Annotated in this window: 17 protein-coding genes and 1 tRNA gene; 10 read left to right on the top strand and 8 right to left on the bottom strand. The window is 67.5% G+C overall.

What is annotated here, in order from left to right; genetic code table 11:
* Positions 1–64: 64 nt before the first annotated feature.
* The 3 genes from D472_RS24780 to D472_RS0103735 form a co-directional block, all read right to left on the bottom strand.
* Positions 65–2,524 carry a hypothetical protein gene (locus tag D472_RS24780; protein ID WP_239642903.1) on the bottom strand — a complete coding sequence of 820 codons (2,460 nt, stop codon included), beginning with the start codon at positions 2,522–2,524 and terminating at the stop codon, positions 65–67.
* Positions 2,525–2,602: 78 nt separating this feature from the next.
* Complete coding sequence (locus tag D472_RS0103730; protein WP_017603161.1) at positions 2,603–3,619, bottom strand: neutral zinc metallopeptidase; 1,017 nt, start codon at positions 3,617–3,619, stop codon at positions 2,603–2,605.
* Positions 3,616–4,575: a neutral zinc metallopeptidase gene (locus D472_RS0103735; protein ID WP_017603162.1), complete on the bottom strand. Its 960-nt coding sequence runs from the start codon at positions 4,573–4,575 to the stop codon at positions 3,616–3,618. The genes D472_RS0103730 and D472_RS0103735 overlap by 4 nt, the downstream gene beginning before the upstream one ends.
* Positions 4,576–4,692: 117 nt before the next feature.
* On the opposite strand from D472_RS0103735, the gene D472_RS0103740 reads away from it, so the two are divergent.
* Positions 4,693–6,540: a DUF2207 family protein gene (locus D472_RS0103740; RefSeq protein WP_017603163.1), complete on the top strand. Its 1,848-nt coding sequence runs from the start codon at positions 4,693–4,695 to the stop codon at positions 6,538–6,540.
* Positions 6,541–6,608: 68 nt separating this feature from the next.
* The gene (dtd, locus tag D472_RS0103745) at positions 6,609–7,034 is read left to right on the top strand and encodes a D-aminoacyl-tRNA deacylase (protein WP_017603164.1); all 426 of its coding nucleotides are present in this window, start codon (positions 6,609–6,611) and stop codon (positions 7,032–7,034) included.
* Here dtd and D472_RS24785 read toward each other — a convergent pair.
* Complete coding sequence (locus D472_RS24785) at positions 7,012–7,707, bottom strand: pyridoxamine 5'-phosphate oxidase family protein (protein WP_051045932.1); 696 nt, start codon at positions 7,705–7,707, stop codon at positions 7,012–7,014. The two genes, dtd and D472_RS24785, sit on opposite strands and share 23 nt — an antisense overlap.
* A gap of 67 nt (positions 7,708–7,774) precedes the next feature.
* On the opposite strand from D472_RS24785, the gene pdxR reads away from it, so the two are divergent.
* On the top strand, positions 7,775–9,187 hold the full coding sequence (gene pdxR, locus D472_RS0103755; RefSeq protein WP_017603166.1) for a MocR-like pyridoxine biosynthesis transcription factor PdxR: 1,413 nt from the start codon (positions 7,775–7,777) through the stop codon (positions 9,185–9,187).
* A 171-nt stretch (positions 9,188–9,358) separates the two neighbouring features.
* Here pdxR and D472_RS0103760 read toward each other — a convergent pair whose 3' ends face one another.
* Positions 9,359–10,057, bottom strand: coding sequence for a response regulator transcription factor (locus tag D472_RS0103760; protein ID WP_017603167.1), 699 nt, complete (start codon positions 10,055–10,057; stop codon positions 9,359–9,361).
* On the bottom strand, positions 10,054–11,244 hold the full coding sequence (locus tag D472_RS0103765) for a sensor histidine kinase (protein ID WP_017603168.1): 1,191 nt from the start codon (positions 11,242–11,244) through the stop codon (positions 10,054–10,056). Before D472_RS0103765 ends, D472_RS0103760 begins: the two co-directional genes overlap by 4 nt.
* 124 nt (positions 11,245–11,368) lie before the next feature.
* Here D472_RS0103765 and phoU point away from each other — a divergent pair, with 124 nt between their 5' ends.
* From phoU to ispF, 3 genes are all read left to right on the top strand, one after another.
* Entirely contained in the window at positions 11,369–12,031 is a 663-nt protein-coding gene (phoU, locus tag D472_RS0103770; RefSeq protein WP_017603169.1) for a phosphate signaling complex protein PhoU, read from the top strand.
* A 438-nt stretch (positions 12,032–12,469) separates the two neighbouring features.
* Positions 12,470–12,952, top strand: coding sequence for a CarD family transcriptional regulator (locus D472_RS0103775; RefSeq protein WP_026117353.1), 483 nt, complete (start codon positions 12,470–12,472; stop codon positions 12,950–12,952).
* Between the two features lie 31 nt (positions 12,953–12,983).
* Positions 12,984–13,454, top strand: coding sequence for a 2-C-methyl-D-erythritol 2,4-cyclodiphosphate synthase (gene ispF, locus D472_RS0103780; protein ID WP_193373425.1), 471 nt, complete (start codon positions 12,984–12,986; stop codon positions 13,452–13,454).
* Between the two features lie 290 nt (positions 13,455–13,744).
* Here the strand turns inward: ispF and D472_RS0103785 are convergent, their stop codons facing one another.
* Positions 13,745–15,829, bottom strand: coding sequence for a chromosomal replication initiator protein DnaA (locus tag D472_RS0103785; protein WP_020380402.1), 2,085 nt, complete (start codon positions 15,827–15,829; stop codon positions 13,745–13,747).
* A gap of 295 nt (positions 15,830–16,124) precedes the next feature.
* On the opposite strand from D472_RS0103785, the gene cysS reads away from it, so the two are divergent.
* The 3 genes from cysS (at position 16,125) to D472_RS0103800 (ending at position 18,841) form a co-directional block, all read left to right on the top strand.
* Entirely contained in the window at positions 16,125–17,528 is a 1,404-nt protein-coding gene (cysS, locus tag D472_RS0103790; RefSeq protein ID WP_017603172.1) for a cysteine--tRNA ligase, read from the top strand.
* Positions 17,529–17,698: 170 nt separating this feature from the next.
* A complete protein-coding gene (gene rlmB, locus D472_RS0103795) occupies positions 17,699–18,670 on the top strand; it encodes a 23S rRNA (guanosine(2251)-2'-O)-methyltransferase RlmB (RefSeq protein ID WP_017603173.1) in 972 nt (323 codons plus the stop codon).
* Positions 18,671–18,768: 98 nt separating this feature from the next.
* Positions 18,769–18,841 (top strand) — tRNA-Thr (locus D472_RS0103800).
* 73 nt (positions 18,842–18,914) lie between these two features.
* Here D472_RS0103800 and D472_RS0103805 read toward each other — a convergent pair.
* Positions 18,915–20,042, bottom strand: a complete 1,128-nt coding sequence (locus D472_RS0103805; protein WP_017603174.1) for a Kelch repeat-containing protein — start codon at positions 20,040–20,042, stop codon at positions 18,915–18,917.
* A 206-nt stretch (positions 20,043–20,248) separates the two neighbouring features.
* On the opposite strand from D472_RS0103805, the gene fxlM reads away from it, so the two are divergent.
* On the top strand, positions 20,249–21,466 hold the full coding sequence (gene fxlM / locus D472_RS0103810) for a methyltransferase, FxLD system (protein ID WP_026117355.1): 1,218 nt from the start codon (positions 20,249–20,251) through the stop codon (positions 21,464–21,466).
* Positions 21,467–21,535 lie beyond the last annotated feature (69 nt).

Below are 21,535 nucleotides of genomic sequence, written 5' to 3' on the forward strand. Positions count from 1 at the left end.
TGGCCGGGGCGGGGCGTCTCACGTCTTGGGGAGGCGGCCCCTCACGTGTGGTCCGGTCGAGGGCTCAGGCGGAGGAGCCGGTGGTGTTCGAGTCGGCCCGGGGGCGTTCGGTGGGCAGCACCTGCCATACCGCCTCGGCGTAGGCGGGATCGCCCGTGTAGTAGGAGTGACCGAGGATCTCTGGTCGGCGGGCCTCGCCGGGCAGGGCGTCATAGGAACGCGGGTCCGGCAGCGGGTCGGCGGTCTCGATGGTCTCCTCTCCGCTGGGCCCACTGCGACGCACCGGTCCGGCGATGGCGTCGGTGACCCGCCACAGGTTGCGCCAAGAGGACACCCTCCGATCCAGGTCGGCGAAGGCCACCGGACCGAAGTAGGCGGGAAAGTAGCGGGCGTACAGGCGGTCCAGTGGAGAACCGTGGGTGATCAACGAGACCCTGTCGGCACACTCCTGCGGTAGCTGCCACACCGTGGCCGCCGCCAGGACCGATCCCTGGGAATGGCCCGACAACACCACTCCGGTGCCCTCTTGGGCCATCCGACGGACCCGAGCGGCGAGTTGGGGGACCGCACGCTCGGCGTAGGAGGGTGGTGCCAACGGGTGCGCCACCCGGGGCCAGAACGTGCCGACGTCCCACACCGCGCCCACGGCCTGCCGGGTCGGACGATCCCGGTAGGCGCTGCGCCCGATCCACACCAGAGTGACCAGGGCGAGACCACCAAGAAGCGAGCCGATCGCCACCATGACGTCCAGGATCTCTTGGGCGAGTTCCCGGGCCCCACCGGTGGCGGCCATGGGAGGGGCGGTCGGTTCGGCCATCAGGTTTCCGGTGAGGACCGAGTACAGGGACAGGGTCACCAGCGGCACCACCGGCAATAGCAGCGCGCCCAGGACCTTGGGTGTCACCTCGGTCATCCTCCCGACCGCCCGGGCGCGCGCGATGTCCCAGGTGCGTCGATCACGGATACTGCGCGAGTACAACGCGGTGACCTTGGGAAGTTGGGCACGGATCGCTCCGCGCAGGCGCAGTGCCAGGACCGCCACCACGATGAGCACGATGGCGGCCTGGAACGCGAAGGCCAACTGGAGCCAGAAGTAGATGGTGGGCGGGGACAGGGGAAGACAGTCGGCCGCCGGAGAGTTCAACGAACCGCAGCCGCTCAGCCACAGGGCTCCCTGGTAGACCAGGGCGGCGGAGAAGGCACCGCCCAGGAGGGTGCCCAGAGCAGCGGTCGATGGTCCGGCCAGGCCACGCATGGCGGTGCGCCGGTGCGGACGATCCACCCTGAACAGCACCAGTGCCGCTATCAGCAGCACCAGGACCAGAACGCCCTGGACCGCGAAGAGGGTGTTGAGCATGGTGCCGCTGCCGGGCAGACGCCCTTCGAAGGCCCATCCCGGCCGTGGCCAGAGCGTGTACACGACCACCGCGGCGGTCAAACCCAGGGTGGTGTCGCGCAGCACCCGACACAGCAGATCGGCGCGAGCGTTCCATCGGGCGTCCTTGCCCGGGATCAGTACACCGACCATGCTGACCGCCGACACGATCGCCAATGAACCGGCCAGCCCCAGACCGACCATCCAGCGTCCGGGTGTGTCCGGCAAAGGCGTGTTCCGTCCGCCCAGGTCGTGCAGTAGGGGCGGGAGGAGGAGCAGCGCGGCGATCGTACCGATGGCGATCGCGACGTGCGCGGACCGAAGTCGGGCCATGATCTCGCTGTTGCGCCAAAAGTCGGGATGGCTGAGCGGGGCGTCATCCGAGTGCCGGGGCGGTACCGGGCCGGTCACGACCTCGTAGGCCGAGGCCGTGCGGCGGGACAGCCGCCACAACACCAACACGACCACGGTCGGCAGTACCGCACCGACCAACAAGGACCGGCCGGGGGTGGACAAGGGAGAGGAAGGTGAGGCGAGGAAGGCCAGCCACGGCCGGGTCCGTACGCACGCTTCGCCTTGCCCAGCGCACTGCCAGGCCACGAGGTCCATCCCCACCCCGGCGGCGGCCAGGACGATGAGCATGGTCAGGGAGAGCGCCAGAAGCCGAACCCCCGTGCCGTAGGCGATGTTGGCGGCCCGGCGGGTGCCGGTCTGCCCGTCGTCCATCCGCCCCGGGCGCATCCAGTACGCCACGTTGAGCATCATGAACGGCAGCAGGAGGAGCCAGAAGGCCCGTGAGGCGGCGCCGGAGGTGAGGTTGCCCCAGGCGAAGATCTCCCGGCGCACCCCGGGCACGGTCTCGGTGTCCGGTTCGCGTCGCCATCGGAAGAAACCGGCCAATCGGTCGCCCCCCACTCGCATGGCGGGCTCCACGTCCAGGAGTTCCTCCGCCTGCCCACCGCTCACACCGTGGACACGAAGTTCCACACAGTTGGGTGGACGCGCCGAGGAAGGGTCGGGTGCGGCCGACGTCGAAGGTGCGTGAGGTGAGGGAACGTGGGGCGAACGGATGTGGATCGAAGGCGTGTGAGGGGCGGGGGCTCGGGATTCGGGTTCGAGCGAACCCGGGGGGCGGGCTGTCTCCGGCATGTCAGCATCCTGCCACGCTCCGTCGCGGTGAAACAGCGAAGTCGTCTCACCGGTGGATGATCTGGGGCGGGAAACGTTTCACTGCACCAGGGACTCGTCCTCCAGGTCCCAGGTGTTGCACGCGCTCGGAGACTGCTCCTCCCAGCCGGTGTGGGTCCACCGCACACTGTTCTCCGCTTGGCCGTGGGTGCGTTCCTCCTCCGGGCCGCCCTCCCTGTCGGCGGTCGCCGAGGCGTCCTCCAGCAGGGCTTCGAGGTCGTCCTCGTCCAGTGGGTAGCTCACTCGAATCGATCCGAGAAAGGCCCCTGCCAGGCAGTTGGCCTGTAACTCACTGCGGCGTGTCCACGAATTGCGTTCGGTGACCTCCTCCTCCAACTGACGCTGCTCGTGGTAGTACTCCAACAGCCCCGACTCGCCTTGCACGTGGTGCCCGTACTCATGGGCCAGTAGGGACGCGTACACCACACTGTCCTCGGCCCCGTGCCACTTCTCCACCACGTCCTCGACGCCGATGTAGATGGCTCCATTGGCCCGACAGTAGAAGGCGCCCGCCGCGGAGGGATAGGCACGACAGGGACTCGCACCGGGTTCGGTCCAAAACACCCGCTCGGGTGGTTCGAAGGGGATCCCCGCACGTTCGAACTGGGTTCGCCACACCTGGTCCAGGCAGTCGGCGACACCGTGCAGGAACTCCTCCATGGAGGAGACACGGTCCACGTCCACCTCGGGAACGGGACAGGGCAGAGGACTCAGCCGCCCGGTCTGGTACAAGGGATTGGCGATCAACGCCGTCTCCCCGTCGGGGCGGTCCGGCACCACACGACCGGGTAGTTCCAACCGGCCGGTGGGGGCGTCCTCGACCGCGCCGTCCTGGCCGGGTTTATCGTCCCCTTCCCGGGTGTGCTGCTCGGTCACCGTGTCGGCCCTGGTGTCCTCCTCCTGGACGGTGGCCAACGACAGCAACGACAACGCCGGCAACGCCACCACGAGGCCACAGGCCGCACCGAGTACCCGGCGATTGATCCGATGCGTCCGGCGCGCCCGCGCCGGCCGGGAGGGTTCGTCGGATCCACCACGGTCCAGGCCCACGCTCACCGCACCAGCTCCTCGCGAGCCTGCCAGGTGTTACAGGAGGCCGGATCCCTGCGATCCAGGCCATGGTCCGTCCACAGGCGCCCGTTCTCCACCGAACCGTGAGTGCCGGTCCCGGCGTGATCGGAGCGGCGCGTGACGTCGTCGAGGATGTTCTCCCGCTCCGCCTCTCCGTAGCCGAGGGAGTCTTCGGAGGAGCCCACGAACACCGCGCCCAGACAGTTGGCCTGAAGCTCGCTGCGGCGGGTCAACTCATCAGCGGTCTCGGAGTCCGCGTTGGCGCGTAGGGCGTGGAATTCGGCGAGTATCCGGGACTGCCCCTGTACGTGGTGGCCGTACTCGTGACTGAGTAGGAACGTGTACGCCTCGGGTTCGTCATTGCCGGCCGACGCCGCCACGATGTCCTTCACACCCAGGTAGAGACCCTGGTTGGCCCGACAGTAGAACGCGGCCGTGCCTTCGGAGGGAAAGGGGCCGCATGGACTGTGCCCCTCCGCGTACCAGTACACACGGTTGGGGGAGGTGAACGGCAGGCCGGCCTCATCGAAGTAGGTCGCCCAAGCGGTGTCCAGGCAGTCGGCGATCGCGTGCGCGAACACCTCCACCGAACGCGGATCCTCCTGGTCCAGCGGGGGTGGGGAACAGGTCACCTCACCCATCTCACCCACCGCGTACAGGGGATTCAGGCCGAGGGGGTCCTCGATCGGTGCGTCCGGATGGTCGACCTGATGTATCGTCCGCTCCTGTGCCGAGGCCTCGGTGAGGCCGCTCCCGGCCGCTCCACTCCAAGCCGGTTCGGCCGTCGGCAAGATCGATGAGATCGCCAGGAACCCCGTGAACCCGACCGCGGCCAGCCCGGTGCCCAACGACAGGGACGCCCCCAGCCCCATCCGTTGTAGGAACCCGGGGTGTTCGTCCCACGGGTCGAGATCGGCGCCGGTGCGCCCTCGCCTCACCATCTGTCCACGTCCTCTTGGGACACAGGGGTGGAGGGCGTTCGGGAACGCCGGCCCACGACGCCACGGAGGGCGCCCTGGGGGCACGGCCCGGGGGAAGACCGGATAGGCTCTCGCGTCATGTGGTGGGTCGGCTCCTGGTGCCAGACCGTCGCTCGAGCGACGGTCTGGCTCGTGTTCTCCTCGCTGGTCACAGCGGTCACCTTGGCGTGGCCGGGAGGGGAGGCCCACGCGGCGGCGGCCGCACCGTCCACCACAGTACCGGGGCACACCTTGCCGGGCATCGTGCCCCGTTCCGACTCGGAACCGACCATCACCAACGAGATCGGTCTAGAACTGGACCAACACGGCGTTCTGAGCGGAGAGGAGAACATCCGCTTCGAGGGTGGGGCCCCCGAAACCTTCACTCGGGCACTGACCGCCACCATGATCTACGACACCGAATACGATCGCGGGTTCGAGATCAGCGGTATCTCGGCGGTCGACGCCGACGGGGCCACGCTCGAGATCGAGACCGAGGAGACGGGCGGTGCTCTCCTGGTCCACCTCCCCACCGAGGGAACACGGGGTGTACGGCTGTCCTACAGGGTGGCCGGCACGGTCGGCGAGGTCGCCCAGGGGACCCAGCTGGAGTGGCGCGCCGTGGGCGCCTACAGCCATCCGGTCCAGACCACCGACGTCGTCGTCACCGCGCCCATGCCGCCGGAGGCCCTGTCCTGTCTGGCGGGCGAACCTCGCAGTTCCATGTACTGCACGGCCTCGGACATGGGTGACGAAGCGGTCGTCGCCCACTTCCTCCAGGTCGACATGGGGCCTACGGACCGGCTCGACATCGTCGTGAACTATCCGCCCGGCACCGCCGAGGGCGAACCGATCCTGACCCGCCGCTGGTCGTTGGCCTCGGCCTTCGAAATCACTCCCGTCACCGCGAGCGTGTTCGGCCTGCTCCTGGTGATACTGGTGGGCGGCCTGATCGCACTCGTCCGGATCCGTGGACGTGACGAACGCGCCCTGCGCCGCGAGGCGTCCCAAGGCGATCACGCACCGGTCGAACCCGGCGAGAACGGGCGTCTGCGCTTCCACGCACCCGATGACGTCCATCCCGGCCAGATCGGCACCCTGTTCGACGAACGGGTGAACATCGCCGACCTCACCGCCGCCGTCCTGGACCTGGCGGTGCGCGGCTACATCCGGGTGGAGGAACTCCCGCACGAGCATTTCACCTCGATGGACTGGCGCCTGGTCCGTCTGGACGGGCCGCCCGGAGAGACCTTGCTCGGCTCCGAATGGCTGCTGCTCGACGCCTTCTTCGGCGACAGACGTACCGTGCGCCTGTCCGAACTCGGATCCTCCCGTGCCTCCGATGACCTTCTGGAGCGCATCGACCGGGTTCGCGAGGAGCTGTACCAGGACATGGTGCGTCTGCGCTGGTTCTCCCGCTCACCCAGCCGAGTTCGCGGGATCTGGACCGTTTCGGGTATGGCCACCACCGCCGTGGGCGTACTCCTGACCGGACTGCTCGCCGCGTTCACCAGCGCCGCCTTCACCGGCCTGGCCGTCATCATCGCGGGCGCCGCCATCACCGCGGGCGCCCAGTACATGCCGGCCAAGACCAAACTGGGCAGCTCCGTCTTCGCGCACACCATGGGCTTTCGTGACTACCTGCTGAGCCCGCGGGCCCAGAGCGCTCCGCCGGGACAGCGGGTCGAGCTGTACTCGCGCTACCTGCCCTACGCGGTGATCTTCGACGACGTGGAGCGCTGGGCCAACGTCCTGGCCGAGGCCGCCATCACCGACCTGAGCCCCGCGGAACTCACGGGCGACGGTCTGGCCTGGTACACGGGGCCGCAGGAGTGGCGGATCGAGGACTTCACGAACTCCATCACCACGTTCGTGCTCACCCTCACCGGGGTGCTCACCAACACCCGTCGTGCGCGCCTGTTCGACCAGCTGCAACGATCGAGGTAGCGACGACGCTCCGAAGAACGGGACGTCGAGGGATCCGATGGCCAACACGAGGAACGAGGGGGGAACCCATGCGCGCGGTCGTGCAACGGGTGTCGCACGCTTCGGTGACGGTGGACGGCGAGGTGGTCGGGGAGATCACCCGCCCCGGGCTCATGGCACTGGTGGGGGTCACCCACACCGACACCGAGGCCGAGGCGACCAAGATCGCCCGCAAGCTGTGGACGCTGCGGATCCTGGAGGAGGAGAGGTCCTGCTCCGACATCAACGCCCCACTCCTGGTGGTCAGTCAGTTCACCCTCTACGGTGACGCCCGCAAGGGGCGGCGTCCCACCTGGCAGGCGGCCGCTCCGGGGGAGGTCGCCGAACCCCTCGTCGACGCCGTGGTCAAGGAACTGCGTGGACGGGGCGCCGAAGTCGCCACGGGGGTGTTCGGCGCGCAGATGTCCGTTGGTCTGACCAATGAGGGACCCTTCACCGTCGTCCTCGAGGCCTGACCCGGACGTCCTGAGCCGTGCCGGTGACACGGGCGGTCACGTGCTCGGGAACGGGCAGGTCGTGCACGAGGTCAGGGGCGGTGATCGCAGGATCGAACACCGTGCGTACCGGCAACACCCCCGCCCAGACCGGGAGGTCATAGTCCACCTCATCGCCGGTCGGCGGGCCCGTACGCACCTTCACCGACGCCTCGGTCAGGGGTAGCGCCAGCACTCGGGTGGCCGCCGTCTCCTTGGCGTCGGGCCTGCGTACCACATCCCACTGGCCAGGGGCGAGCTGTTCGGTGATCGCGCGCAGTGCAGCCTCGTGTTCCTCTGGGGCGGTGACCACCCGTGGAGTGCCGAAGATCATTGCCGACCGGTGGTTCATCGAGTGGTGGAAGGCCGAGCGCGCCATCACGATCCCATCCAGCAGGGTGATGGTCACGCACACCTCTCCGAGCTCCCTCAGGGACCGGGCACCGGTGGAGCCGTGCAGGTAGAGGGTGTCGTCGATTCGCCCGTACCCGGTGGGCAGTACACGAGGCGTTCCCTCCACAAGGACGCCCAAGTGGCAGACCAGCCCTTCGTCGAGCAGGTGATACAGCTCCGCGCGGTCGGTCCTGGTCTTGTGTCTGCCCCGATTGAGACGGGTGCGTTCTGTGCTGGAGAGTTCGGGCTCGATGGAGGTCATGTGTTCAGCGTAGAAAGAAGTGGATATCTCGACCATGGCCACTCTTCACCAAGAATGAAGGACCACTTTGCCTCGACCGCTCACCGATCCCGTCGTCCGCCTCAACCGCTCCAGCCCCATCCCGCTCACTACGCAGCTGGCGTCGGAGCTGCGCACGGCCATGTCCACCGGAGTCCTACGCCCTACCGAGCGACTTCCCTCCAGCCGTTCCCTGGCCGCCGGACTGAGTGTGAGCCGTACCGTCGTCACCGACGCCTATCAGCAGCTCTACGCAGAGGGGTGGCTGGAAGGACGCCACGGCTCGGGGACCTTCGTCGCCGAACACGAACCCCTGTCGGAACGTCCCCGAGAGGCGTCCGGACCAGGTCATCGGCCCTCACCGGAGAGACTCCACACCAGGCCCTCTCGCGTGCAGGTCCGTGACGAGGGCATGATCGATCTGCGACCCGGAGCCCCCTGGGTCCATGACCATGACCGAGCGGCCCTACGCCGCGCCTGGCGGCACGCCGCCGAGCACTTTCCCGATGAGGAGCCCGACCCGCACGGTCTGCCCCGACTACGCGAACTCCTCGCCGAACACCTGCGCCGTGCCCGCGGCATCCGGATCGGCCCCGAGAACGTCCTCGTCACCCGGGGCACCGGGAACGGACTCGATCTGGTCGCAGCCTTGCTCGGACCCGGAATTCGAGCGGGTGTGGAGGAACCCGGTTATGCCAGGGCCCGTACGATTCTCTTTGCGCGCGGCGCCCAGGTCGTCCCCTGCCCCGTCGACCACGATGGCCTACGTGTCGAGAACCTGCCCGAGGACCTCGACCTCGTCTACACCACACCAGCCCACCAGTATCCGCTTGGCGGACGCCTCCCCGTACCTCGTCGTGAACGCCTTCTCGCCTGGGCCGCACGTACCGGGGCCCTGATCGTGGAAGACGACTACGACGCCGAGTTCCGCTACGATGTGGCGCCCCTGCCGGCCCTGTACGGACTCGACCCCGACCTGGTCGTCCTGCTCGGTACCCTCTCCAAGACCCTCGATCCGGACCTGGGCATCGGCTGGATCGTCGCCGAACCCGAGCTGGTCCATCGCCTATCGCTTCTGCGCGCGGAGTTGACCGATCGCACCAGCGGGCCCGTCCAAGCGGCCACCGCACGGTTGCTGGAACGGGGGGACCTCGATCGTCATCTGCGGCGGATGCGCCGTGAGTACGCTCGCCGCCGAGCCCTGATCGTGGAACATCTGGGACTTCGCCTGGCGGGGGACACCGCCGGTCTGCACGTGTTGCTCTGCCTGCCGAAGAACGCGGTGGATGCGGTGGTCCGTGCCGCGAAGGCCGAAGGTGTCCTAGTGGAGGACACGAGCCGGACCAGTCAGGGTGCGCCACGGGTGCACGGGCTCGTCATCGGTTACGGATCCGTCTCGTATACGGAACTGCGGCGAGCCTGTGAGGTCCTGTCCAGGATCGTGGATCACCACGCAGGGTAACGAAAGTGGAGTGAGTGTGGATGGGTCGCGACATGCGGAAACGGCCCTAGGAAAAGAAGGGGTCCCGGGCGATGGCGGAGCCACCACCCGGGACCTGGGAACGGAAGGTTCGATGGAGTGGTGGATCGCGGGGCCCCAAGGAGGGCCCCCGTGCCCGCTCCTACTCCGCCTCTACTCCGCCTCGCCGGTCACCGGCTCGAACTTGTACCCCAGGCCGCGCACCGTCACGATGTGGCGCGGGCTGCTCGGGTCCTCCTCGATCTTGGCCCGCAGTCGCTTGACGTGCACGTCGAGGGTCTTGGTGTCACCGACGTAGTCGGCGCCCCACACCCGGTCGATGAGCTGCATCCGGGTGAGGACCCGCCCGGCGTTGCGCAGCAGTACCTCCAACAGCTCGAACTCCTTCAGGGGCAGCTGCACGTTGTCGCCGCGCACCGTCACCACGTGCCGCTCCACGTCCATGCGGACGGGACCGGCCTCCAGCGCGGCGGGCAGCACGACCTCGTCCTCGCCCCGGCGGCGCAACACCGCGCGGATCCGAGCCACGAGCTCTCGGGAGGAGAACGGCTTGGTCACGTAGTCGTCGGCACCCAGTTCCAGGCCGACGACCTTGTCGATCTCGGAGTCCTTGGCGGTGAGCATGATGACGGGGACGTTGGACTTTTGCCGCAGGGTTCGGCAGACCTCGGTGCCGGACAGGCCCGGCAGCATGAGGTCGAGCAGTACCAGGTCGGCCCCGGTTCGGTCGAAGGTCTCCAAGGCGATGGTGCCGGTGGGAGCGACCGCGACCTCGAAACCTTCCTTGCGCAGCATGTACGACAGGGCGTCGCTGTAGGACTCCTCGTCCTCTACTACGAGAACACGCGTCACTTTGCCGTCTCCTGGTGTTTGTCGTTCCGGGTCGAGTCGAACTCCCGGCTCTCGGGTCTGGGAAGACGCAGAGTGAACGTCGACCCCGACCCCTCCTTGCTCCACACGGTCACTTCTCCACGGTGGTGGGTCATGATGTGCTTGACGATGGCCAGGCCGAGTCCGGTACCGCCGGTGGCCCGGCTTCGAGCGGCGTCCACACGGTAGAACCGCTCGAAGATCCTTTCCAGGTCCTGCTGGGGAATGCCGATGCCCTGGTCGGCGACGCTGACGTCGACGCTGGACCTGGAGACGCCCACGGAGATCGCTACCCGGGTGTCCTTCGGACTGTAGGCGACGGCGTTGGCGATGAGGTTGCGCAGGGCGGTACCGAGCATGGCCTCATCACCCAGGACGGTCAGCCCTTCGGCGCCGCTGCCCACCAACTCGATCCCGTTGGCCTCCGCGAGCATGCCCAGGGCGTCGATCGCCTCCTCCACGACCGATTCCAGGTCCACCGGGGCGGGTTCGCTGATCGGCTCGGCGCCCTGGATCCGGGAGAGTGTGATGAGGTCCTGGATGACCGCGGTCAGTCGAGAGGCCTCGGTCTGCATGCGTTCGGTGAAGCGACGGACCATCTCCGGGTCATCGCTCGCGTCCTGTACGGTCTCCGCCAACAAGGACAGTGCGCCCACCGGGGTCTTCAGTTCGTGTGAGATGTTGGCGACGAAGTCTCGACGGACCGCCTCCACCCTGCGGTGCTCCGTCTGGTCCTCGGCCAGGACCAACACCAGGCCGGTGCCGCCGAGTGGAGCCACCCGCACCGCGAAAGATGTGGCGTCGGGGCCGAACTTACGGACGGCCACCTCGATGTCGGTCTCGCGGATGACCCCGTCCCGCCTGACCTTGCGAGCCAGTGTGAGGAGTTCGCCGATGACGAGTTCCTCCCCGCGGACGATCCCGAAGGCGCGGGCGGCGGAGGAGGCGCGCAACACCTTGTCACCGGAGTCCAGCACCACGGCGGAGGAGGGAAGCGCGGAGAGCACCTCGGCGATTCCGGGGGGAAGCGGACTGCCTTCCGGGTACGGTCGCGGTTCCAGTCGCTCCGCTCGCGTACGAAAGAACGGACCGGCGACACCGACTCCGATGACGATGCCGATGACGAGTCCGATGATGCCCGCTACAGCGGCGAGAAGTTCCCCTTGCACGATTCGATCGTAAACGTGCCGACCAAGGCTTTACTCGGTGAGGGCACACGACACAGCGGAGGTTCTTCCACAGTTCATCGATTCTTGGCCGTTCCTTCAAATCGACACTGGGAGCATTGATCACATGCGCGATACCTACCATGAGGACCTTGACAGCCTGAGCGAGCGTCTCGTCGAGATGACCAGGCTCGCCAGGCACGCCGTCGCGCGTGCCACCACCGCGCTGCTGGACAGCGACCTTACTGCGGCGCAGGAGGTGATCTCCGGCGACGAGGCCATCAACCGCTTGGACGCGGACATCGAGGAGACCGCACTCAGCCTGATGGCGCGGCAGCAGCCGGTGGCCTCCGACCTGCGGACCATCATCACCTCCCTGTACATGCGCGGTGACCTGGAACGCATGGGCGACCACGCGGTCCACCTCGCCAAGATCGCCCGCCGCCGGCACCCGGACTCGGCCATCCCCAAGCCGATCCGCTCGATCGTCCTGGAGATGGGACACGAGGCGGAGATGCTGGTCACCAAGGCCGGTGAGGTGATCTTGGAAAAGGACCCCGACACCGCCCTCGAGCTGGACAAGGACGACGACAAGATGGACCGGCTGCGGCGCAAGCTGCTGCAGCGCATCCTGGCCCCGGGTTGGGAGTACGGGGTGGAGGCGACCATGGACGTGACCTTGGTCGGTAGGTTCTACGAACGCTTCGGTGACCACGCGGTGCACGTCGCCGACAACCTGGTCTACATGGTGACCGGGGAGAGGCGCGAGGATTACGAACAGGAGCTGTGACCGAGCAGGTTCGGTCACACGAAGGTCAAAGGCTCCGGAGCGACCCCCGACGCTCCGGAGCCTTCGTCGTGAAAGGGCGGAGTGGCCAGGGGGTTCGTGGCTCGGAGGGGGCGAGGCGGAGGGACCCGAGATCCGGACGAGGCAAGGTCGGAGCAACCCCGTCCGAAAATCGTGACCAAGATCGCCCTGGGCCCGTGCGGAGGGTACTCGGGTGAGGGCGAACCCTACCCTGGTTTCCGAGTCGAGGCATCACGCTTCGGCTGGCCAGAAGGGGTTCGGGGCCTCTTGGGATCACTCCGAACAAGTGCCGGGAACGCTTCGGGTACACTTTGTCAAGGCCTAAAAAGTGCGGGTTGACCTGCGTGTTCGCAAAGCTAATAGGTACGTTAAGTCACAGATTCATGGTATCCTCGTTGTAGCGGAAGGGGTACCTGTCACATGGCTTTCAAGGTCGGCGACACTGTTGTCTACCCCCATCATGGGGCTGCTCGTATTGAAGCGATCGAGACTCGCACTATTAAGGGCGAGGACAGAACCTACCTCGTGTTGAGGGTTGACAAGGGCGATCTGACGGTGCGCGTACCGGCTGAGAACGCCGAGGATGTCGGCGTTCGCGACGTGGTGGGACAGGAAGGCCTGGACAAGGTCTTCGAGGTGTTGCGCGCGCCTCACACCGAAGAACCCACCAACTGGTCCAGGCGTTACAAGGCGAACCTGGAGAAGTTGGCGTCCGGCGACGTCAACAAGGTCGCCGAGGTGGTTCGGGACCTGTGGCGCCGAGACAAGGAACGTGGCCTGTCCGCCGGTGAGAAGCGGATGCTCGCCAAGGCTCGTCAGATTCTCGTCAGTGAACTCGCGCTCGCGGAAAAGACCAACGAGGACAAGGCCGAAGCCCTCCTCGACGAGATTCTGACGACCTGATACTCGCGGAATCACGTAATTCATGACGAAAATGCCTCGGGTGGGTGTCGGGACCGACGTCCACCCGTTTTCTCCTGAACGAACACTTTTTCTCGCGGGTTTGGAATGGCCGGGAGAAGAAGGTGTGAGTGGCCATTCCGATGGTGATGTCGCGGCCCATGCGGCGTGTGACGCATTGTTGTCGGCCTGTGGACTCGGTGACCTCGGATCCAACTTCGGAACCGCCGATCCTCGGTGGAAGGGTGCTTCGGGCGTGGCCCTGCTCACCGAGACCGTCGCGCGTGTGCGCGCCGCCGGCTTCGAGATCGGCAACGTGGCCATCCAGATCATCAGTAATCGTCCCAAGTTCGCGCCCCGGCGTGCGGAGGCGCAGAAGGTGCTCTCCGAGGTCGTGGGAGCGCCGGTGAGCGTCTCGGCCACCACCACCGACGGCCTGGGCCTCACCGGACGCGGTGAGGGGATCGCGGCCGTGGCCACGGCCCTCTGCGCGTTCCGGGACTGAAGAAGAACGTCTCCCGTGTGGTCCCGCACCCCGAGCCGGGTGCGGGACCACACGTGTTCTCGGGGCATCGAAGCCGGGCGTTCTCGGACCCGGTGGCCGAGCGGAGGGATCCTGTATCCGGACCGTTGCCCTGGGCAGGACCGAGGGCCGAAACCTGCGAATGAGGGCTGGTGCGGGACGGCCTCGCTCCATGCCGTGAGTCTGGCGGTCACGACCTCCCGGTCGGGCCCTGAAGGGCCTGTCGACACATGTCGGCCCCGGAACCCGGGGTTTCCGGGGCCGAGGCGGGGTCAGCCGTCTTCGGGAGGCAGCGGCTCACTGCGCACCCGTCGGGAGGGCGGCCCCGAAGCCAAGTCCGGCATGGGCGGTCGCGGTGGCTTGAGTACCATCGGACGCTTCTCGAGTGGCTCGGCACGCCGGATGGGTGCCGAAGGAGCCGCCTGCCAGGGCTCCTCCTGTCGCTCCATGGCCCTTTCCGGCTCGGTGGCCGGCCCGTCGGCGGTCTCCCTCGTGTCCGGGGAGAGCCCGGGTTCCTCCTCCGGCACGTCCGGTGAGTCCGTCCGTCGGTTCGGTGAGCTTTCCTCGGTGACGAGCCCGGCTCGCGGACGGGGATCCCGTTCGGGGTGCGCGGAACCCGGTGGCGTCGAGCTCAGCCGGAAGGCGGCGCGTACCGTCGGTCCGGTGTCGTGGTCCAGGGCGAGACCGGCGACCGGGTCGGTGCGCTCGCCACCGGTGTCGATCGAGGAACCGGGGATCCGTGAAGCCGGTGTGTCGTCCTCGGGTGGGGTCCACACGGGCGGTACGTAGTCGTCCAGGGCGGAGCCCCGGGGAACATCGGAGGGAGGTTCCCAGAGCAGGGGGCCATGGTTCGGGGGATCGGCGTCCTCCCCGGTGTCGGATTCGTCGGTGGTGCTCGCGCTCACCGACTCGATGGGAGTCTCCGCCGACGTCCGAGCGGGCCCCTCCGGGGAGGGGTCGACCTCCTCGACGCTCTTGGCCCGCCCGTCCGGGTCCTGCCCGCCGTCCGTCTCCCGCCCGTCCGCGTCCAGGGACTCGTGGGTGCGTTCGGGGAAGAAGAGGCGTACTCCGGGCAGTTCCCCGGAACGCTTCGCCACCTCCACCGGTTCCGCTTCGACGTCCGTGGTCGGTGGATCGGCCCGGGGGAGCGGCTGTGGTGCTTCGGCCTCATCCGAGCTGGGATCACCGATGTCGGGTTCGTGCACGAAGCCCTCTTGCACGGAGTGCTCCGATTCCGAGGACGGTCCTTCCTCGGTCCCGTGGTGCGTGTCCCAGGTGCGCGCGTACGAATTCGTACTTCGGGCCGGCTCCGGTTCGGGTGCCGCGGCCCCCGGCACCACCGGTGCTTCGGTGGCCGCCCGCTTGATCGGGTTGTCCCCGATACGTGTACGTCGGGGCAGCGGGGCGGCGGAGGGTTCGGGTTCGTTCGGCTCGGACGCCGCCACCGCCAAGCCCTCGGGCTCGGAGTGAGCCGTGTCGTGAGAAGGCGTCTTGGTGGGTTTTCCTTCGCCGGAAGGATCCCAAGGATCAGGAACGGTCTCGGTGGAGGTCTCGTGATCGAACCATCCCGGTCGTTCTCCTTCCTCCCCTTGCTCGTCCCGCTCTCGGTTCGAGGCGGGGCCTCGAGTGGCGAGGAGGCCCCCACGCTCGGTCTCGTCCGAACCCTCCCGCCACTCGTCGGGGCCGTAGGACTCTCGCGATGCTTCGTGCTCCTGGTCGGGCTCCGGCTCCCCGCCCAGCCGCAACAGGCGTGTCTTGAGGGCCTCGGATGCCTCGGGCGCCTTCTCCTCGGGCACGGGGCGAGGCCTGGGGGCACCACGCAGCACCGTGGTGCGATCGTCGCTGGGCTTGGGCCGTGGAAGGGCCTGGACACCTCTGCGTCGGACGTGTGCCCGAACGGCGATCCACAGCAAAAAGGCGACGAGCAGCGCGGCCAGTGGGGCCACGGCCACCACCACGGTGAGTCCGCGAGGGAGGGTGTCACCGAGCCGACCGAACCATTCGGTTCGGGTCACCACCATGGGCACCGCGGCGCTGAGGATCAACAAGGGGATCAGCCCGACGTCGATCCACAGGCGTTCACGCGGTGGTGCCGCTCGTAGGAGGTAACTGACCCAGAAAGCCATCAGGACCAGCAGGGTGAAGGTCACCGGGAAGACGTGGGCCAGAGGGAGTGAGCTGTCCGCGTGCACGATCGCGGCGAGGCGGTAGATGCCTTCGTAGGCGATGAAGAGGGCACACAGGGCGATGACACTGACGAACAGAGCGCCACCGACGAGAGCACCGGCTCCCGCGCCGCGATTCGCGCTCCGACCGCTACGTGTCCCTGTTTCGGGGGCGTTGTTGTAAGGGGCCATCGTTACCGCAGCGTAGCCGAGGCCATGGCGCCGACACGAGATTCCAACGGATTCCGGTTGCTCTCCAACGGTGGAGGAATAGGAAGTCATGTCCGGTTATGTGGCGATTGTCGGAGGGTGCTCAGTCCTGAGCCAGGTGTGTCGTCCCTCGTGAAGGGATCGATTCACATTCGAGCAGGGCGAATACGGTTCATCACTTATGAGTGCTCGGTCCTGTCCAGAGAGGACGGAGGGCCTGACAAGGCTTCCAAGTTCGTGACGCATGCGTGAGGGGAGAGCGGATAGGCTTGCCAGCGTGAGTCTGCGCTTCTACGACACCAGTGCCCGACAGGTCCGAGAGTTCACCCCACTGCGCGAAGGGTGTGCCTCCCTGTACCTGTGTGGTGCCACCGTGCAGGCACCTCCCCACATCGGCCACATCAGGTCCGGCGTCAACTTCGACATCCTGCGTCGGTGGCTGACCCACCTGGGCTACGAGGTCACCTTCTGCCGCAACGTCACCGACATCGATGACAAGATCATCAACGTCGCCGCCGAAGAGGGCGTGCCGTGGTGGCAGGTGAGCGAGCGCAATCAGCGCGCCTTCAGCCAGGCCTACGACGCTTTGGGCTGCCTGCCGCCCACCGTCGAGCCGCGCGCCACCGGTCACGTGCCGGAGATGATCGAGCTGATGCGGCGTCTCATCGACGCCGGGCACGCCTACGCGGCCGACGACGGTTCCGGTGACGTCTACTTCGACGTGGATTCCTTCCCCGCCTACGGTGAGCTGTCCAACCAGCGCCCGGACCAGGTCGTGGAGTCCGCCGACTCCGACCCCGGACGGGACAAGCGCGACCCTCGCGACTTCGCTCTATGGAAGGGCGCCAAGCCGGGTGAGCCGAGCTGGGACACCCCTTGGGGACGGGGACGGCCCGGCTGGCACCTGGAGTGCTCGGCCATGGCCACCAAGTATCTGGGCCCCAGCTTCGACATCCACGGTGGTGGCCTGGACCTGGTCTTTCCGCACCACGAGAACGAACAGGCCCAGTCCCGGGCCGCCGGGGACGGATTCGCCCGGTACTGGCTGCACAACGGTCTGCTGGCCGTGGGCGGCGAGAAGATGAGCAAGTCGCTGGGCAATTCGCTGCGCATCCCGCAGATGTTGGAGAAGGTGCGCCCCGTCGAGTTGCGTTACTACCTGGGGCAGGCGCACTACCGCTCCACCATCGACTACTCCGACTCCGCGCTCCAAGAGGCCGCGGCCGCCTACCAGCGGATCGAGGGCTTCCTCACCCGAGCCGTCGAGGTACTGGGCCCCGTCGAGCACGCCTTGGACGTTCCCCGGGAGTTCGCCGAGGCGCTCAACGACGACCTCGGGGTCTCGCAGGGCTTGGCGGTCGTCCACGGGCACGTGCGTGAGGGCAACACCGCCTTGGCCTCGGGGGACAAGGAACGCGCCCAAGGGTTGGCCACCGAACTGCGCACCATGTTGGACGTGCTCGGTCTGGACCCGCTCAGCGAACAGTGGGCCACGGAAGGGGACCAAGGGTTGCGCGAGGTCGTCGACGCGCTCGTGGCGGTCGCCCTCCAACAACGTCAGGCCGCCCGTGGCCGTAAGGACTACGCGGCCGCCGACGCCATCCGCGACCAGCTCACCGAAGCGGGCGTGGTGGTGGAGGACACCCCGCAGGGGCCCCGCTGGGACCTGCGCCGGAGCTGAACGGTTTCGAGGGCCGGGGCCCGAGGACGGCCCTGGGCCCCGTACGACGCGTGTGGTGGCGTGTCACCATTAGGCTGTGAGTTTGCCGTCGATCCCTGGTGAGACGGATTTTCCAGTGGCCGGAAGTGTTCTTCCGGCATGTTCGCGACACGTATCAGGAGGCGGCGACCATGCCGGCGAAGAAGAACAAGAAGGGCCCGACCAAGGGCAGCGGAGGCAAGGGACGTCGGTCCCTCGAAGGCAAGAGCGGCACCTTGCCCAAGGAACAGCGGCACTGGTACGAGGGCAAACAGCGGCACAAGGCCGGCAAGCGTGCCCAGGCCGGCGGTCCGACCACGGGTTCGGACACTCCTCGTAAGGAGCGTTCTCCCGATCGGCCCGACAACTCCGACCTGCTGATCGGTCGTAACCCGGTGGTGGAGGCGCTGCGCGCCGGAATGCCCGCCACCCGTCTGTTCCTGGCCAACAGCCTCGACCCGGATGAGCGCGTCAACGAGGCCGCCAAGATGGCCGGTGCCCAGGGCGTGGACGTGGTCGAGGTGACCCGTTCCGAACTGGACCGTCGATGTGAGAGCAACGGCCTGCCCGGTGCCACCCACCAGGGCATCGTGCTCCAGGTCCGCCCGTACCAGTACTGGGCGGCCGAGGGGCTGCTGGACAAGGCGCTGGACTCCGGCACCACTCCGCTGATCGTGGCCTTGGACGGGGTGACCGACCCGCACAACCTGGGCGCCATCGCCCGCTCCACCGCGGCCTTCGGAGCCCACGGCCTGCTCATCCCAGAGCGTCGTGCCGCCGGGGTGACGATGGCTTCGTGGAAGACCTCCGCCGGCACCCTGGCCAAGCTGCCGGTCGCCCAGGCCACCAACCTCACACGTGCGCTGGAGACCTACAAGAAGGCCGGGCTGTTCGTGGCCGGGCTGGACGCCGGTGGTGACACGCGACTTCCCGAGCTGGAATTGGCCACCGGGCCGTTGGTGATCGTGGTGGGCGCCGAGGGCAAGGGGTTGTCCCGCCTGGTGCGGGAGACCTGCGACGTGGTCGCGAGCATCCCGATCAGTGGGGCGGAGTCCCTGAACGCCTCGGTGGCCGCCGGAGTCTCCCTGTACGAGGTCGCCCGCCGCCGCGGGGCCGAGGCGTAGGAGTGGCTCGGAGTCGCTTGTTCGGCTTCGAGTAGGCCACTTCGCTCCGAACCCGGTACCATTCGGGTGGACGTCGGGACCGTGGGTCCCGATGGTCGGCCGACGTAGCTCAATTGGCAGAGCAATCGCCTTGTAAGCGATAGGTTAGGGGTTCAAGTCCCCTCGTCGGCTCTCTTGCTCCCAGGCTCGGTCACACGACCGGGCCGGAGTCGTTTCGGGCCCTCGTTCGCGATGCCGGCGAGGGTCAGGTTTCGAGGTACACGCGAACGCCCGTGGTCGAGCACCCCAGACCGCCCCAACCGATCACCGTGTCATCGGCGATGGGGACCGAAGGGCCGCAGTAGTCGGACAACTCCTGGCGTTGAAAGCGTTGGATCTGCTCGGTCTCGGGGTTCCAGAGACTGAACTCTCCGGGGCCGGTGGCCAGTAGGCCCAAGCCGCCCACGGTGCCCATGTCTCCCGCGAGCAAGGGGTGGGTGGTCGCCCAGACGGGAGGGCGGAAGGCGGCATGGTCCGTTTCGGCCACCAGGTTCGAGTGTCCGTTCGGACCGAGCTCGTACAGGCTCGCGCCTTCCTGGTCTCGCAACGCGAGGAGAACCTTGCCACCGGGAGAGGTCGCCAGGCCGACGAAGACGTTCTCCGGATCGGTCTTCACGAGTTCGGGTGCTTCCTGGAACGAGGTGGAGCCGGCGTCCACGCTGAACGACGTCAGAAACACACCGGTGGGGGAACCCCCGACGGCCACCACCATCCCGTTCGCGAACGTCAGGTCGTACACGGTCAACGCCTCGTCCGCGCTTTCGATGGGGATGGTGCGCCAGGTGTCCTCTTCCACCGAGTACACGAGGAAATCGTTCTGCCTCCGCTCGCTGTGTCCACCCGCGAAGACCACGTGTTCTCCGGCGACCACCCCGCGCGCCGAGGACCTGCCCTGCGGCGCTTGTGCGATCGGTTCCCAGGAATCCTGTTCGGGGTCGTAGAGAGCCCCGTCCCGGGCCAGGTGCCCGTCGGGGTCGCCGGAGTGAGTCGAGGTGAACCCTCCCCAGACCAGCATCCGTTCTCCGACCATGACGGTGCTGTGACGCGTTCGGGGCTTCAGGTCGTTCTCGGCGAGGAGACGCCAGGAACCGGTCGTGGGAGAGTAGGCGGCACCGTCGGGGAAGGGTTCGTGCTGGTTCGAACCGTGTCCTCCCCAGACCAGGACCTCCTCGCCGGACCAGACGAGTCCATGGTCCTGCCGTCGGTCGAGTGGGGATTGAGGAAGGGCGCTCACTGAAACCTTCAGTTCAGCTGAGTCCTGGAGTGGAGCACAGGAGACGGCTGCGGACAGCAGGGCCGGCAATGGCACCATCGCCGCGAACACACGCTTCATCCGACCACGCTTTCCCAGGGGAGTGTCGAGCCTGCGCAGTCTAGGGTGTGGTGGTCGGGCGTGGGCTCATCGAGTGAGCCGAAGTCCGGCCGGAACCCGAGCCTCAACGTCCATCGGTTCCGTGCCCACGGTGGGGCCGTACGCGTGTGACCGGGTGGACCGGGGAAGACTGAAGGGACCGAGTACTCGACCCTGGGAGCCGCCCGGTGACAGCGGACCCGACCCCCGAACAGTGGCGGAATCGGATGGTGGAGGTCCTACGCCGGCCCGGCGTGGTGGGAGCGGAGTTCCTTTCCCCACGGGTCGAGCGGGCGCTGCGCATGGTGCCGCGCCACCTCTTCATTCCCGAGGCCGATCTGCCACAGGCGTACGACCCCTTCAGCCCGGTCATGACCAAACGCGACGAGGAGCAGGTCGTCGTCAGCTCGGTCTCCGCGCCGCAGATCCAGGCGATGATGCTCGCTCAGGCGGACCTTGGGCCTGGAGACCATGTTCTGGAGGTCGGTTCGGGTGGTTACAACGCGGCTCTGATCGCCGAGGTGATCGGACCCCAGGGCGAGGTCACCACCGTGGACATCGACCCCGACATCACGGATCGAGCCCGGACACTACTGGACGCCAACGGTTACGAGCGGGTGCGGGTGGTCACCGCCGACGCCGCTCATGGGGTCGAGGAAGGTGCTCCCTACGACGCCATCATCGTCACGGCCGGGGCTTGGGACATCCCGCCCGCATGGGTCGCTCAATTGGTCGAGGGCGGCCGACTGGTGGTGCCGTTGCGGGTGCGCGACCTGACTCGGTCGATCGCCTTCGTCAGGAGCGGAGAGGTGCTGGAGTCGACGTCGGCGCTGGTCTGCGGGTTCGTGTCCATGCGGGGCGAGGACGATCATCAACAGACCCCGCTCCGGCTCAGCGACACCGGCGAGATCGTTCTGGTCTTCGATGACGAGGCACCCACCGATCCGCGCTTGCTGGACCACGCCCTACGTACTCCCAGGGTGGAACTGTGGACGGGGGTGAGGGTCGCTCCTCAGGAGCCGATCGACGGCCTGCAGCTGTACCTGGCCACCACCCTGCCGGGTTTTTGTGTCATGAGGGTCGATCCGGCGTTGGACACGGGGTTGGTCGCTCCGAACAGCCACCGCTTCTCCATGGCCGCCGTCGAGGGCGGTGACTTCGCCTACCTGGTCACTCGGCGCACTGGCACCTGGGTCGAGTACGGGGTCCATGGCCTGGGTCCCATGGCGGGGGCGTTCGCGGAGCAGGTAGCGCGGCGGATTCGTGAATGGGACCGGGATCGGCGTGGCGGCCCGGGGCCGCGGATCCAGGTGTATCCGGTCTCCACCCCCATCGACCGGTTGAACGCCGATCGGGTGATCACCAAGCGGCACACCCACATCGCGTTCTCTTGGCCCACACCCTGAACGGGGAAGTGGGCGGGGCCGCATCGGCCCCGCCCCAAGCCCTCAAGGGTCAAGGGCTCTCACGGAAGA

Origin of the sequence: Nocardiopsis alkaliphila YIM 80379 (assembly GCF_000341005.1) — a bacterium.
In the GTDB taxonomy this organism is placed as follows: Bacteria; Actinomycetota; Actinomycetes; order Streptosporangiales; family Streptosporangiaceae; genus Nocardiopsis; species Nocardiopsis alkaliphila.

Coding starts and splice junctions, on each gene's coding strand:
- phoU (WP_017603169.1), top strand. CDS start 11,369: ATGCGCGATACCTACCATGAGGACCTTGACAGCCTGAGCGAGCGTCTC.
- D472_RS0103740 (WP_017603163.1), top strand. CDS start 4,693: ATGTGGTGGGTCGGCTCCTGGTGCCAGACCGTCGCTCGAGCGACGGTC.
- rlmB (WP_017603173.1), top strand. CDS start 17,699: ATGCCGGCGAAGAAGAACAAGAAGGGCCCGACCAAGGGCAGCGGAGGC.
- dtd (WP_017603164.1), top strand. CDS start 6,609: ATGCGCGCGGTCGTGCAACGGGTGTCGCACGCTTCGGTGACGGTGGAC.
- D472_RS0103785 (WP_020380402.1), bottom strand. CDS start 15,829: ATGGCCCCTTACAACAACGCCCCCGAAACAGGGACACGTAGCGGTCGG.
- D472_RS24780 (WP_239642903.1), bottom strand. CDS start 2,524: ATGCCGGAGACAGCCCGCCCCCCGGGTTCGCTCGAACCCGAATCCCGA.
- D472_RS24785 (WP_051045932.1), bottom strand. CDS start 7,707: ATGACCTCCATCGAGCCCGAACTCTCCAGCACAGAACGCACCCGTCTC.
- D472_RS0103775 (WP_026117353.1), top strand. CDS start 12,470: ATGGCTTTCAAGGTCGGCGACACTGTTGTCTACCCCCATCATGGGGCT.
- ispF (WP_193373425.1), top strand. CDS start 12,984: ATGCCTCGGGTGGGTGTCGGGACCGACGTCCACCCGTTTTCTCCTGAA.
- D472_RS0103805 (WP_017603174.1), bottom strand. CDS start 20,042: ATGAAGCGTGTGTTCGCGGCGATGGTGCCATTGCCGGCCCTGCTGTCC.
- D472_RS0103735 (WP_017603162.1), bottom strand. CDS start 4,575: ATGGTGAGGCGAGGGCGCACCGGCGCCGATCTCGACCCGTGGGACGAA.